The sequence below is a fragment of the Hymenobacter roseosalivarius DSM 11622 genome (assembly GCF_900176135.1).
In the GTDB taxonomy this organism is placed as follows: domain Bacteria; phylum Bacteroidota; class Bacteroidia; order Cytophagales; family Hymenobacteraceae; genus Hymenobacter; species Hymenobacter roseosalivarius.
Genome location: NZ_FWWW01000072.1, coordinates 38334 through 52409, shown reverse-complemented (window position 1 = coordinate 52409; position 14076 = coordinate 38334). Strand labels below are relative to the sequence as shown.

The following is a 14076-nucleotide window of genomic DNA, read 5'->3' as shown; positions in this document are numbered from 1 at the left end:
TAACTTGTAAAAGATGGGCTAATATAGGTTTACTGCTAGAAACACTAAAAAGCCCAAGCAAACATAACCCGCCGTCACAGCCAATACCTGTAGCGCTACCCAAATACCAAAGAAGTGTTATGCCGCAGAACGCTAGCCACGCATATAAAAACTTCATTGTGCATTACAATCAAAAGAGCAGTCACTCCAATTAAGGAATGACTGCTCTTTTCATATAACACGCTTTTTACTTAAACGCCTGAATACCCGTGATATCCGCGCCCGTAATGAGCAAATGAATATCATGCGTACCCTCATAGGTAATCACCGATTCCAGGTTCATCATGTGGCGCATGATGGGGTATTCGCCGGTGATGCCCATGCCGCCGTGAATCTGGCGGGCTTCGCGGGCGATGTGCAGGGCCATGTTCACGGAGTTGCGCTTGGCCATACTGATTTGGGCGCTGGTGGCTTTACCCTCATTTTTGAGCACGCCTAAGCGCCAGGCCATAAGCTGGGCTTTGGTGATTTCGGTAATCATTTCGGCCAGCTTGCGCTGCTGCAATTGGAAAGCAGCAATGGGCTTGCCAAACTGCTCGCGCTCCAAAGAATATTTCAGGGCCGACTCGTAGCAGTCGATGGCGGCGCCAATTGCCCCCCAGGCAATCCCGAAGCGGGCCGAGTCAAGGCAGCTCAGGGGGCCTTTTAGTCCTTCCACGTTGGGCAGTACGTTTTCCTTCGGGATGCGCACGTTGTCGAAGACCAGCTCGCCAGTAGTGCTGGCCCGCAGGCTCCATTTGTTGTGAATTTCGGGGGTGGTGAAGCCTTCCATGCCGCGCTCCACGATGACACCTTTGATGCGGCCCTCTTCGTTTTTGGCCCAAACTACGGCCACCTGGCACTCGGGGGAGTTAGAAATCCAGAGTTTGGCCCCATTTAATACATAATAGTCGCCCTTGTCTTCCAGGCGGGTCATCATGCCGGCGGGGTTGGAGCCGTGGTCGGGCTCGGTAAGGCCGAAGCAGCCCAGCCACTCGCCCGAGGCCAGCTTGGGCAGAAACTTGCGCCGCTGCTCCTCCGAGCCGTACTGATAAATGGGGAACATCACCAGGGAGCCCTGCACCGACGCCGTAGAGCGCATGCCCGAGTCGCCGCGCTCAATTTCCTGCATAATCAGGCCGTAGCTGATATAATCGAGGCCGCCGCCGCCGTACTCAGCCGGGATGGTAGGCCCAAAAGCGCCCACCTCGCCAAACTTGCGCACGATTTCGGACGGAAAATGCGCCTGCTGGGCCCACTTTTCGATGCTGGGTGAAATCTCGCGCTTCACGAAGTCACGGATGCTCTGGCGGATAAGCTTGTGCTCCTCGGTGAGCAGGCCGTCGAGGTCGAAGTAGTCGGTGAAGCCGGCGGCGTTGGTGCTGCCCTTCTGGGCGGTATGGGCTTTGGATTCGGGCGAGAGGACGTCGGCTTGGGAAGACATAACAGGAAGATAAATGGGGTGGGTAGGTGCTCAAAGATAAGGGTTTCGACTAGCAGAACCGGTTCATCATGTGCTTGGTTCGCGGCAGAGCTTAGGCTGCATCCCAAAGGTTTTTCTTCGGAATAATTACCCTAAAAAGCCCCCCAACGTATCGACACCAATCCAAGCCTATTGGATAAATGCCTCCTATTCGCCTACCTTAGCCCAAATGCCCCCAGCGGCGGCTTAGCCGTTATTAGCTTAACCAACTGCGGCTCGTCGTTTCTGTAGCCCGTCATTACTCCCCTATGAGTCACGAGAAGAAGCTCAACGAATTGGAAGCCACTGCCATTTGCGGCAATGATATTTCTTCTTCGTGCCTGTATGTATCGGCTTTGGCCATTGCCTACGCCGGCCAATACGCCTGGATTGCACTACTTATGGTGGGCGCCGTCCTGTTCTTATTTCGGAAGATATACGGCGAAGTGGTAGGCGCGCTACCGCTGAATGGTGGCGCGTATAATGTGCTGCTGAACACTACCAGTAAGCGCAACGCGGCCTTAGCAGCCTGTCTGACCATTCTTTCCTACATGGCTACGGCGGTTATTTCGGCCAGTGAAGCCATGCATTATCTGCATACATTGTGGCATGGCCTGCCGATTATCTGGGCTACGCTGGGGCTGCTGGGGTTATTTCTGGTGCTCACTATTCTAGGCATCTCAGAGTCGGCGAAGGTGGCGGTGGCCATCTTCCTGGTTCACCTTGTCTCGCTTACCTTGCTGGTAGGCAGTGCCATTTGGTATTTAACTACTCACGGTACTGATGCGCTCACCGCCAATTTCAGCCTCCCCGTGAAAGGCGGCAGCATCGCAAATGCGTTGTTTTTTGGCTTTAGCGCGGCTATGCTGGGTATTTCGGGGTTTGAAAGCTCCGCCAACTTCGTGGAGGAGCAGGCCAGGGGCGTATTCGCCAAAACCCTGCGCAATATGTGGATAGTGGTGAGCTTCTTCAACCCCGCTATTGCCTTTCTGGCCGTAGCGGCCCTGCCCATGGGCGAGGTTGGGGAGCATACCGAAACCCTGCTGTCGCATTTGGGCAATACTACCGGTGGCGCCTGGCTGGGCACGCTGATTTCGGTGGATGCGGTGGCCGTACTCAGCGGGGCGGTACTCACGTCGTTTGTGGGGGTAAGCGGCCTGATGAAGCGTATGACCCTGGACCGTATTCTGCCCCAATTCTTCTTAAAGGAAAACAAGCGCGAGAGCAACTACATCATTCTCATCACCTTCTTCCTGCTGTGCGTGTCGGTGCTGCTGATTACCAACGGGCAGCTGGGCCCGTTGTCGGGCGTGTATACCATTTCGTTTTTGGCGGTAATGGCATTCTTCGCGCTGGGTAATTTTTTGCTCAAGCGCAAGCGGCCTAAGCTACCGCGGCCGGTATACGCGGGCATCTTTACCGTAACGCTGGCGCTCGTCAGCATTCTGCTGGCCCTGTACGGCAACATCAAGATTCACCCCGACTACCTGATTGTGTTCCTGCAGTACTTCCTGACGGCTATGGTGCTGATTTATGTGATGCTGAACCGCATCGGCATCCTGAATCTGATACTGGCCGCCGCCAACTCGTTTGCTGAGCAATCGCCTCGCATTTCGCGGCTCCTCCGCCTCAAGCTGCGACATATGCTGCGGGAATTGCACCAGCAGGAATTCGTTTTTTTTACAAAGGGCGATAATGTTTCCAACCTCAATAAGGTGATGGCTTACGTGGTAGAAAACGAGTTTACGACCAAATTGAAAATTGTAACCTTGCTCCGGCCCGGCGAGACGTATCCGCAGGACTTACTCACCGACATCCACGTACTGGATCGGGCCTATGAGCAGATTGAAGTGGATTTTGTAACGCTGGAGGGCAAATTTGGTCCCGAGCTCATTGATAAGCTGTCACGGGAATGGCAAATCCCTAAGAATTTCATGTTCATCGGCTCGCCCGGCGACCAGTTTCCTTACCATATTTCTGAGTTGGGCGGTGTGCGGCTGATTATTTAGAAGAACCCAATGATTGGCCTCACCCCCTAGCCCCCTCTCCCAGGGAGAGGGGGAACTAGCTTTTAAATCCAGGTCTAGATCAGAAGTGGCAGAATAGCTCACTACGTTAGAACTAGAAGTAGAAAAACTAACCCCTAGCCCCCTCTCCTAAGGAGAGGGAGCTAGGGGTTATGCCAATCGTCGAACAGCTTCTAAAGCTTCAAGCCTACCGATACCAGAAAGTTGCGGGTAGCCTGCGGGTAGTACCAGTTGAAGGTTTCCTGCTGCCCGCTGGCGCCAAGGTAGCCGTAGGTATAACCATTGGCCACGTACTCACGGTTGAGCACATTGTTAATGAGCAAAGCCAGCTCAATTTCCTTCATAAACGCCGGGCGAAGTGCATAGCGCACCCGAAAATCAAGCACCTGATACGGTTGAATGCTGCGGGCCTCATTGGCGGAGTTGTCGAGGTACTGGCGGCTTACGGTTTTGTAGAGCAACGCCAAACGCAAACCCTTTATGGGCTGGCCCTCTAGGGTGTGGGCCGACACCACCGACGGCGAGTAGGAAATAGTCGTCGTGCGGCCTTCGGTGGCTACCACGGGGTTGAACTCCTCGTCGTAAGAAACGTCGCGGTAGTCCAAGATGCGGTTGCGGCTTAGCGTAAGTGTGCTGCTCAAATTCAGCCAGCGCAGGGGGGCGTAGGCTCCAGTTAGCTCCAGGCCAGTGCGGTAGCTGCGCGCTACGTTGGTTCGTAACGGGGTGCCCACGTCATTTAGCTGGCCGGTAGCAACTAGTTGGTCGCGGTAATTCATGTAGAAGTAATTGGCCTCTAGCTGTAGAGTCCGCGGGCCACGGGTCTTGTTCAGCCGGTAGCCGGCTTCAAAGTCTTCGAGGCGCTCAGGCCGGGCGCTCTGGTCGCCGGCGGGGCGGTCAGTGAAGTCGGCGCGTACGGGCTCGCGCTGGCCCACGGCGAAGCTGGCGTAAAGCTGCTGACCCTCAGCCACGGCGAAAGTGGCCCCGGCTTTGGGGTTGAAGAAAGTGTAGCGTGCGCGAGTGGTTACATCATTCTGGTCGTCTTCCACCCCATTAATAGCGTAGTCGATGCGGCGCAGCTGCAAGTCGCCGTACACGCCGAGCCGGGGCAGCACCTGCCAGGTGGCGCGGGCGTAGGCGTTGTAGTCCGATTTGGTGGCCTCGTTGAAATAGTAGCGCTGGCGAATGTTGCTGGTAGAAGCGTATTGGGCCCAGATAATTTCGCCGTAGTGGTCGTTGTCGAAGCGGTTGGCTGCTCCGCCCAGCGTTGCCTGAAACCGGTCGTTATTCTTGGGCTGATAATTCAGGGCGAAGGTGCCACCGTAGAAATAGTTATCCAGCCACTTGCGGTCGATGAGGTTGGTGCGGGTAATGGTTTGATTACCGATTACCACGTTGGGCAGGTTGTAAGCCGAAAAGCGGCGGTTGGCGCGGTAGCTTTCGTAGTAGCCGAAGCCGCGCGTGAGGTGCAGGGCCGCCCCGATGTTCCAGTCCGGGCCCAGGCCCTGGGAAAGGTGGAGCTGGTAGTGGTTTTGCTGGTAGTTGTCGGTCTGGTTGTCGTAGGTGTAGTAGCTGTAGCGCCGTCCTTCCCGCAGCACCCGCTCGGCGTTGGTGGTCGAGAGCTCCCCGTTGTCCACGTAGGTTTGCAGCAGGTCGCGGTTGCCGGTTATGGCCGGCTCGGGCACGCCGTTCCAGGCCTGGTAGGTTTTCTCGCGGCCCGAGAAAGTAATGAACTTCACCAGCGTATTCCTTGCCTGGTAGCCCACCGCCAGGTAGTACGATTTCAGATCCGATTCGGCCCGGTTCATGTAGCCGTCGGTGGCCATGCGCGAGAGGCGGCCATCTACAGTAAAATGCCCCCCAAGCAGCCCCGTACCGAACTGCACGTTGTTTTTCCAGGTGTTGAAGGAGCCGTAGGTGTTCTGGGTTTCGGCGTATGCCTCGCGGCGCACGTCGAGAGTTGAGATATTGATGCTAGCTCCAAAAGCCGCGCCGCCGTTCTGACTGGTTCCCACCCCGCGCTGCACCTGCAGGCTGCTCACCGACGAAGCCAGATCGGGCAGATTCACCAGAAAAGCCCCCCGCGACTCCGGGTCGTTCAGCGGCACCCCGTTGATGGTCATGTTGATGCCCGTGGTACCCGTGCCCCGGATGCGGATGTCGGTGTAGCCCACGCCCGCCCCGGCGTCGGAAGTGACGACGACGGAGGGCGTCTGGTCGAGCAGGTAAGGCAGATCCTGAGCGAAGTTGCGCTTGTCTAGGTCTTCACGGCTAAGGTCGGAGTAGGCCGTGGCCGTGCGGTCGTTGGCGCGAGAAGCCGTTACGAGTACTTCCGAGGTGACGCTGCTGGCCATTTGCAGGGCTACGGACGGCACCTGCTGGGGCTCCGCCTGCCCTGTAATTCTTACCGTAGCCGGGCCGAAGCCAATAGCGGTGAACCGCAGCGTGTGGGAGCCGGCCGGCACGGCCGGTAGCAGAAAAGAGCCGTCGGCCGCGGTGGCGCTAACGGCCTGACCATCGAGGTAAATAGTGGCACCTGGTAGAGGCTGATTGCCAGTGGCTTCGCTGGCCGCCAGCAGACTTCCGGACACGGGGCCTTGCGCCCATGCCGCGCCGGTTAGCGCCACAAGCGCCGCGCCGGTCAATACATACTTTTTCAAGAGTAAAAAATAGAAAAGTGGAACGAACCGCCCTCCAGGGGTCGGGGGATCGGTTTTTACGTTCGCGGACCGTTTGTTCCCTTCGCCGGCATTACCCGGATCAGGTTCAATGGGTATGATCTCAGCCCCGCTGCCGGCAAAATGACCGGTTGAGTTGGTGGGGCACCCCTAAACTTCGTCGCAAAGCTACAACTGGCGACTTATACTTCCTACCGATGCAGCCTGGCCTTTACTTTCCGTTAAAAACTATGTATCTTAGAGAAGGCACTACCCGGCCTGGGAAAATTGTGGCGTCCGAAAACAACTCCACCCCCGGCCTCGTTAGTTATCATCGGAGCCTATGGTCTTCTTACTGCGTTGAACTCCAGTCACTACCCGCCATGATCAGCCTTGTGTATACGCTCGTGGTTCTTGCCATTCTCGCCTATTTCATGGTCGTGCCCCGGCGTCGTTTCCAGCGGCCACCCTCTCCCGACAATGACGATGAGGGCGGCGAGCCCCTCGACGACGGCTTACCCGATCTGGATTTGCCCCCCGGCATTACCCGCCCCATCAACGACTGGGAACCCGACTATAATCGTCGGCCTGCTTCCCCAAGTCGCCCTACCGCGCCGCTCCTATCGTAGCGGTATTTAAGCAAAAAGCCCCCGTGGCCCACTTCCATGCTGTTATCGTGGCTGACGCAGCAACCTGGAGCAGGCCGTGGGGGCTTTTTCGTTTAGGCTGAAACGCGTCGCCAATTATTCCACCGTAATGCTGTACTGGGTGTTAAAGGTCTGGCTGGGGGGCAAATTCAGCACCCCTTCTTTGTCAGCTAACTCCTGCGGATTGCCTACCGTGCTGGCAATGCCCTGCCAGGGCTCCACGCATACAAAAGGAGCGCCGGGGCCTTTGGTCCAGAGACCCAGATAAGGAAACCCATCGAAGCGCAGGCGCACGGCGCGCTCCGAGCGGCGGCTCCGCAAGGTGAGGTGAGTGAAGTCAAACTTCTTGAGTGCCAGCGCATCATCCGCAAACAGCGCGTAGGTAAGAGGCAGTTCCGTGTGGTTGATCACCACAGGTTCCGTTTGCCCCGTGAGCAGGCCACCGGTCAGTAAGTGCCGCTCGAAGCTGACGGCATGATCAAACTGAAAGTAATAATCCTCGAACTGCTCATTTGGCAGTAGCGGGCACCGAAACGCCGGGTGCGCCCCGATACTAAATAGCAGCTCCTGCTCAGCGGCCGGATTATGCACCTGCCACCCTACCGTGAGGGTGGTGCCGCGCAGCCGGTATATTATAGTTAGCTGAAAGTCAAACGGATAGTGAGCGCGGGTGGCTTCATTGGCGTTTAGACTGAAGGTCAGCTCGTCGCTCGTCTGACTGGTAAGGTTGAACTCCTGGTCGCGGGCAAAACCGTGCTGCGGCAGGTTAAATTCCTTGCCTTTATACACATAACTATCGTTGGGCAAGCGGCCTACGATGGGAAACAGCACTGGCGCATGGCGCGCCCATACGTCCGGGTTAGCTTGCCAGATATATTCCAGCCCATCTAGGTCTTTGCGGATAAAGCTGCTTAGCTCGGCTCCGTGGCTGTGTATGGCCGCGCGGCACTGATCGTTTTCGAGTAAATGGGTCATAGGCTAAATATAACCCCAAGCTCCCGCTTGAGGTTACAGGGCGTCCACGGCTTTGCGCGCCTGCTCAAACCGCTGGGCGGGCGGGCCGTTAATTTCGACATATGTAGCGCCCATATTTCGCAGCTCATTCAGATACAGATCATAAAAATACTGCCGACGGTGCGGATGTTCGCGCAGGGGATCAAACTCCCAGGGCAGGTCGATATTGGGCAGCAAAACCAGGTCGTAGCGCTGTTGCTCCAACTGGCGCAGAATCCAGGCCGGGCACTGCCCGAATGCGTCTTCCGCCCATATTTTAATCACCAACAGATCGGTATCGAAGAACACGACTTCGTGCGCCGTAGCCGCTGCGGCCGCTTCAGCCGCAAGTTGGCCGTGGGCTATTGCTTCCAAATCTTGAAGCGTGTAGCCCGGACCGTATTCTTCCAGATATTGGCGGGCATACTCAGGAGCCCAAGTCGTCTTATAATATTCGGCCAGTAATCGGCTTAGCGTAGACTTGCCTGTCGATTCGGGGCCGGTAATAGCAACGCGCAACATTTAGGCGGTTTGGGGCTGAAGCGTGGAGCGCAACAAACGGCGCCACTCGAAGTAACCATAGGCGGCTAATACGAGGTAGGCTGCATATAACCCGGCTGTGAGGTAAAGCTCCCGGTGCCAGTAGAGGCCAACGTAGGCCACATCTACTACCAGCCAGAGTAGCCAGTTTTCGATTTTTTTGCGCGTAAGCAGCACCTGGGCCACCAGGCTGATGGCCGTGGTGGAGCTATCCCAGTAGGGAATGGCAGCGTCGGTATATTGGCTTAAGGCGTAACCCACACCCGCTGCGTACACCACTCCTACGGCACTCAGCCATATCCATTGCCGCGCCTTGGCCCGCGTCACGGGCAGCTCCTGGGCCTGCGGTCCACCATAAAGCCATTGGTACCAGCCATAAAAAGCCAGGGCAATAAAGACACCTTGCAAGGCCATATCGGAGTACAGCCGTGCGTCCCAAAATACGATAACGTATAACGCGCAACTCACTAGGGCGGTCGGGAAATTCCAGATGGAATTTCGGGCCGCCAGCCACACGCAGGCAACGCCCGTGATTACGCCCACAAATTCTACGGGGCTGCTGGCCAGTAAGCCAGACCATAAATCAGATAAGGCCACGCGCTGTTGGTTAGGCAATAGGAAATATTCTGGGGTGGCCGAAGGTAGCAAGGCTTCCCGTATTTTTGCCGTCAGACCGCATTTTTGCCCCCAGCCCATCCAACCTTTATGCTCCCCGAACTCACGCCCCAAGACCTGCACGCACGCCTCCAGCGCGGCGAGCCGCTGCAACTCGTGGACGTACGCGAGCCGGAAGAATACGAGTACTGCCACATTGAGGACAGCTTGCTTGTGCCTTTGGGCGATATACCGCAGCACGTAGAGGAGTTGGCCACCGACCGGCCCGTGGTCTTGATCTGCCACCATGGCGTGCGCTCGGCTCAGGCCCTGACTTATCTGCAGCACCGCCACGGCCTGACTAATCTACTGAACCTACGCGGCGGCATTCACGCCTGGAGCGTGCAGGTAGACCCTTCGGTAGCAGTTTATTAAGCAAGTGTATATCAAAGAAGCGCCATAATTAGGTGGTCATGCAGAACGAAGTGAGGCATCTCGCCTAGTTATGGTTGATTGCTAATCCAGTGTCAGCGAGCGAGATGCTTTGCTCTGCACGACCGCCTAATTGTTTTGCAGCTACTTTTTAAATAAGACTTTCAAGTAAATAACGTTTTGCAGCTACCTGATCTGCCCATTCGCGCAGCCTTGCCGGAGCTACTTGCAACGCTCGGCTCGACCAATTGCGCCGTGTTGCAAGCGCCACCGGGGGCGGGCAAAACCACGCTGGTACCACTGGCTTTGCTAAATGCCTCTTGGATGCCGCCCAATGGGCGTATTATTGTGCTGGAGCCGCGGCGGCTGGCGGCGCGGGCGGCAGCGGCCCGCATGGCCCAACTCCTGGGTGAGCCAGTGGGCCACACGGTTGGGTATCGGGTGCGATTGGAAAGCCGGATTTCGGCCAAAACCCGCATTGAGGTGGCTACCGAGGTCATTCTGACCCGCATGTTGCAGGATGATCCGGCCCTGGAGGGTGTAGCTGCCGTGTTGTTTGATGAGTTTCATGAGCGCAGCGTGCAGGCCGACTTAGGCTTAGCCTTAGCCCTTGATGCTCAGGCAGTACTACGGCCCGACTTACGCATTCTCATCATGAGTGCTACGCTGGAAGCTGAGCGTTTGGGCACCTGGCTCGGCGCACCAGTGGTGCGTAGCGCGGGTCTTCAGCACCCCGTCAGCACCCATTATTTGCCTCCCAGTCGGGTAGCAGCGGCTGGCAACCGGCCTACGGAGCGGCTGACTGCGCTGGTGCCAACAGCTATTCGCGAAGCATTGACCCAACACCCCAGCGGCGATGTGCTGGTGTTTCTGCCCGGCCTGGCCGATCAGCGCCGGGTGGCTGAGCGCCTGTCTGGCACGCTGGCAGCTACTATTGATATACACGTGCTGCACGGCGAGCTGCCCGCCGTGCAGCAGGATGCGGCTTTGCGACCAGCCCCGGCCGGGCGGCGCAAAATCGTGCTGGCTACCAGCATTGCCGAAACCAGCTTAACTATTGAAGGCGTGCGGGTGGTGATAGATGGCGGCTACGCCCGCGTGCCACACTTCGAGCCCCGGACCGGCCTGAGCACTTTGCAAACCGTGCCCGTGAGTCAGGCCGCCGCCGACCAGCGCCGGGGCCGCGCCGGCCGATTGGGACCGGGTACCTGCATGCGGCTTTGGACGGAAGCCGAACAAGCAGAGCGCCCCGCACATTTGCCCCCCGAAATACTCACTGCCGACCTGAGCAGCCTGGCTCTGGAGCTGGCCCTCTGGGGTACCTACGACCCGGCCGCCCTACGCTGGCTCGATGCGCCACCCACCGCAGCCCTGGCTCAGGCGCGCGACCTGCTAGTGCGGCTGGGGGCCATTTTGTCATCTGGCCCACCTACACCACACGGTCGGGCGCTGGCAGGTTTGGGGTTGGTGCCACGCTTAGGGCATCTGGTATTGCGGGGCAAAGAAGCTGGCCACGGTCCTACGGCCTGTGCCTTGGCGGCCTTGCTTACCGAGCGCGACTTGCTGCGCCCTGCCGATAGTGCCCCTGCCCCGCCCGATTTGCGCCTCCGCCTCGAAGCCCTGATGACGGGCCGCCCCCCCTTGCCCGGATTAATACCGGATAACGGTGCCCTGTATCGGGTACGCGAAGCAGCGGCTGTGCTCCGCAACCGCGCCGCTGTGCCCAACTCTCCGCTGGAGCCCGACGCGGCTGGATTACTTACTGCCCTTGCCTACCCCGACCGCCTTGCCCAACGCGAAACACCTGAACGCGTGCGCCTCGTGACCGGGCAGCGGGCCATATTGCCCGCCGAGCACTTTGGGCAGGAGACCATGTTTTTTGCCGTAGCTCACTTAGATGGCAATGCCGCCGCGCCGCGTGCGGTGCTGGCCGCGCCGCTCGAACGAGCCGAGCTAGAACAGCATTTTGCCGACCTTATCACCACGCAGGAAGAGGTGCGCTGGGATGATCCGGCTGGGCGCGTAGTTGCCCGCCGCCTGCGTCGCCTTGGAGCGTTAGTTCTCGCCGACCAGCCCCTTCCCCAGCCCGATCCAGTGGCCATGGCAACGGCGCTACTTAGGGGCCTGCGCAGCTTAGGCATCGGGCGCTTGCCGTGGAGCGAATCGGCCCAACACCTGCGTGAACGACTAGCTTTTCTTCATCAGGCGACGCCTACTGAGTGGCCTGCGGTATCAGACACCGCCTTATTACAGCAATTACCAGAGTGGCTGGGGCCATACCTCACGAACTTACGCTCCCTTGCCGAGGTAAATCGTTTAGATTTAAGCGAGGCTCTATTAAATTGGCTGCCCGGCGGTTGGGCGCAGCGTCAGGAGCTGGACCGCTTGGCACCCGCCCACCTGGAAGTGCCCACCGGCTCGCGCATTCGCGTCGATTATTCGGACCCCACAACGCCGGTGCTGGCGGTGCGCTTGCAGGAAGTATTTGGGCTGCTGGACACGCCTCGGGTGGCTGGGGGGCAAATTCCGCTTACCATGCACCTGCTCTCGCCCGGCCATCGGCCAGTACAGGTCACCCGGGATTTGCGCAGCTTCTGGGCCACGGGCTACTTTGAAGTGCGCAAGGATATGCGTGGACGTTATCCAAAGCATTATTGGCCCGACAACCCCCTGGAGGCAGAGCCTATGCGGGGGACGCGGCGGCAAAACGGTTTAAAATAGGTATGTTATCCCTTGTTAGTTCTGTTCCTTATCCTTGGTTTCAAACCTGGGTAACGCGGTTGCTCTGGGGGGCAAATTCCTGCGGCACTAACCTATTCAGCCCCTTTAATTTCTTTCTTCACTGTTTATTGATCAGAAGATTCCCCCTCCTGACCATGTACCCCAACTTTTCGTCGTAGCTTTACCCGGCAATAAGAGTCACCTAATCTTCTTGTTGCTATGGCTGACCAATCTGCCAAAATTGCCTTCGAGGCCCTTACCTACGACGACGTTCTGCTGCTGCCTGCCTATTCGGAGGTATTGCCCCGCGACGCCGACACCAGCTCCCAGCTCACCCGTAATATCCGTTTGAACCTGCCCTTCGTGTCGGCAGCCATGGATACTGTTACTGAGTATGAGCTGGCCATTACGATGGCGCAGGAGGGCGGCATCGGCATCATTCACAAGAACATGAGCATCAAGGCGCAGGCCGAGCAGGTGCGCCGGGTGAAGCGCTCGGAAAGCGGGATGATTCTGGACCCGTTTACGCTAGCCGAAACGGCCACTCTCGGCGACGCCAAGCAGCTCATGCGCCAACACAAGATTGGCGGCATTCCGATTATTGACGAGCAGCGCCACCTCAAAGGTATTCTGACCAACCGCGATTTGCGCTTCGAAAAGGACATGGAGCGCTCAGTAGCCGAAGTAATGACCCGCGAGAATTTAATAACCGCGGCCACCGGCACCGATATGGCGCAGGCCGAAGACTTGCTCCAGGAGTTTAAAGTAGAAAAGCTCCCCGTCGTGGATGAGCAAGGCCGCCTTACTGGCCTGATTACCTACAAGGACATCCGCAAGCGTCGGCGCACGCCCCGCGCCTGCAAAGACGTATTTGGCCGCCTGCGCGTAGGTGCCGCTGTAGGTGTCACCCCCGATCTGCTCGAGCGAGTGGCTGCTTTAGTGCAAGCTGGAGTGGATGTAGTAAGCGTGGATACAGCCCACGGCCATTCCAAAGGCGTACTCGACGCCGTGCGCAGCATCAAACAGCAGTATCCTGACCTGGAAGTAATTGCCGGCAACGTAGCTACCGCCGAAGGGGCTCGCGCCCTGGCCGACGCCGGTGCCGATGCCGTAAAAGTAGGCGTAGGGCCTGGCTCTATCTGCACCACCCGCATTATTGCCGGTATCGGAGTACCACAGCTTACGGCTGTGATTGAGGCCGCGCGCGGCTTAGAAGGTACCGGCGTGCCGCTTATTGCCGATGGCGGCGTGAAGTTTTCGGGCGACGCGGTAAAAGCTTTTGCCGGCGGCGCGTCCTCCGTCATGATTGGCTCTATGCTGGCGGGTACCGAGGAGGCTCCGGGCGAGGTTATTATTTATGAAGGCCGCAAGTTCAAGACCTACCGGGGCATGGGCTCGGTGGAAGCCATGGAAGACGGCTCAAAGGACCGTTACTTCCAGTCTTCGGAAGATGATGTCAAGAAGCTGGTACCGGAGGGCATCGTAGGTCGGGTGCCGTTTAAGGGCGGTGTAGGTGAGGTCCTTTATCAACTGGCGGGTGGCCTGCGGGCCGGTATGGGCTACTGCGGCGCTGCCACCATCTCCGTATTACAGCAGGCGCGTATGGTGCGCATCACAGGTGCGGGTCTGCGCGAAAGCCACCCCCACGACGTACAGATTACCAGTGAGTCGCCTAACTACAGCAGCCGCTAGAAGCGGAGGGCTTTATTGAATTATACTAGGCCATTCGCTGCAAAGCGGATGGCCTTTTTGGCTTATGCATACAAGCATTTAACGTAAGATTTCTGAGACAAGCCCGGAGCTCCTACCTCGTATTTGCACTCAAAAAACAGCGGGTAAATACATAGAATAGATTTTACAAAGGGCCCTCCTTATCATATGTAATGATCTAATCCATATTTAGGTTACTTTAGGTGGCGCTGACTCAAAACTATTCTGCTCTGAATGTCAGCGTTGAACAGGGAAAAAGATGCGCCGCTCTATATTTA

The 14076-nt window shown here is 57.6% G+C and carries 10 protein-coding genes and 1 riboswitch; of the genes, 5 read left to right on the top strand and 5 right to left on the bottom strand.

Annotation, left to right across the window (positions count from 1 at the left end; genetic code table 11):
* Window positions 1-226: 226 nt before the first annotated feature.
* Complete coding sequence (locus tag B9A24_RS12140) at window positions 227-1462, bottom strand: acyl-CoA dehydrogenase family protein (protein WP_084446217.1); 1236 nt, start codon at window positions 1460-1462, stop codon at window positions 227-229.
* 287 nt (window positions 1463-1749) lie between these two features.
* Between B9A24_RS12140 and B9A24_RS12135 the strand changes: the two genes are divergently transcribed.
* A complete protein-coding gene (locus tag B9A24_RS12135) occupies window positions 1750-3489 on the top strand; it encodes an APC family permease (protein WP_084446216.1) in 1740 nt (579 codons plus the stop codon).
* Window positions 3490-3680: 191 nt separating this feature from the next.
* Here B9A24_RS12135 and B9A24_RS12130 read toward each other — a convergent pair whose 3' ends face one another.
* A complete protein-coding gene (locus B9A24_RS12130) occupies window positions 3681-6164 on the bottom strand; it encodes a TonB-dependent receptor (RefSeq protein ID WP_084446214.1) in 2484 nt (827 codons plus the stop codon).
* Window positions 6165-6222: 58 nt separating this feature from the next.
* Window positions 6223-6344, bottom strand: a riboswitch (TPP riboswitch).
* A 200-nt stretch (window positions 6345-6544) separates the two neighbouring features.
* Here B9A24_RS12130 and B9A24_RS12125 point away from each other — a divergent pair.
* Entirely contained in the window at window positions 6545-6790 is a 246-nt protein-coding gene (locus B9A24_RS12125; RefSeq protein ID WP_084446212.1) for a hypothetical protein, read from the top strand.
* A 114-nt stretch (window positions 6791-6904) separates the two neighbouring features.
* On the opposite strand, the gene B9A24_RS12120 is transcribed toward B9A24_RS12125, so the two are convergent.
* From B9A24_RS12120 to pnuC, 3 genes are read right to left on the bottom strand one after another with little or no spacing between them, the layout of a single operon-like run.
* The gene (locus B9A24_RS12120; protein WP_084446210.1) at window positions 6905-7783 is read right to left on the bottom strand and encodes an aldose 1-epimerase family protein; all 879 of its coding nucleotides are present in this window, start codon (window positions 7781-7783) and stop codon (window positions 6905-6907) included.
* A 33-nt stretch (window positions 7784-7816) separates the two neighbouring features.
* Window positions 7817-8323 (bottom strand): AAA family ATPase, encoded by a 507-nt coding sequence (locus B9A24_RS12115; RefSeq protein WP_084446208.1) that lies wholly within the window; start codon window positions 8321-8323, stop codon window positions 7817-7819.
* Window positions 8324-8956, bottom strand: coding sequence for a nicotinamide riboside transporter PnuC (gene pnuC, locus B9A24_RS12110; protein WP_234997232.1), 633 nt, complete (start codon window positions 8954-8956; stop codon window positions 8324-8326). It lies immediately after the preceding gene.
* A gap of 90 nt (window positions 8957-9046) precedes the next feature.
* Here pnuC and B9A24_RS12105 point away from each other — a divergent pair, with 90 nt between their 5' ends.
* From B9A24_RS12105 to guaB, 3 genes are all read left to right on the top strand, one after another.
* A complete protein-coding gene (locus B9A24_RS12105; RefSeq protein ID WP_084446205.1) occupies window positions 9047-9370 on the top strand; it encodes a rhodanese-like domain-containing protein in 324 nt (107 codons plus the stop codon).
* A gap of 177 nt (window positions 9371-9547) precedes the next feature.
* The gene (gene hrpB / locus B9A24_RS12100) at window positions 9548-12088 is read left to right on the top strand and encodes an ATP-dependent helicase HrpB (protein ID WP_084446203.1); all 2541 of its coding nucleotides are present in this window, start codon (window positions 9548-9550) and stop codon (window positions 12086-12088) included.
* 219 nt (window positions 12089-12307) lie between these two features.
* The gene (gene guaB / locus B9A24_RS12095; protein ID WP_084446201.1) at window positions 12308-13780 is read left to right on the top strand and encodes an IMP dehydrogenase; all 1473 of its coding nucleotides are present in this window, start codon (window positions 12308-12310) and stop codon (window positions 13778-13780) included.
* The last annotated feature ends 296 nt before the right edge of the window (window positions 13781-14076 follow it).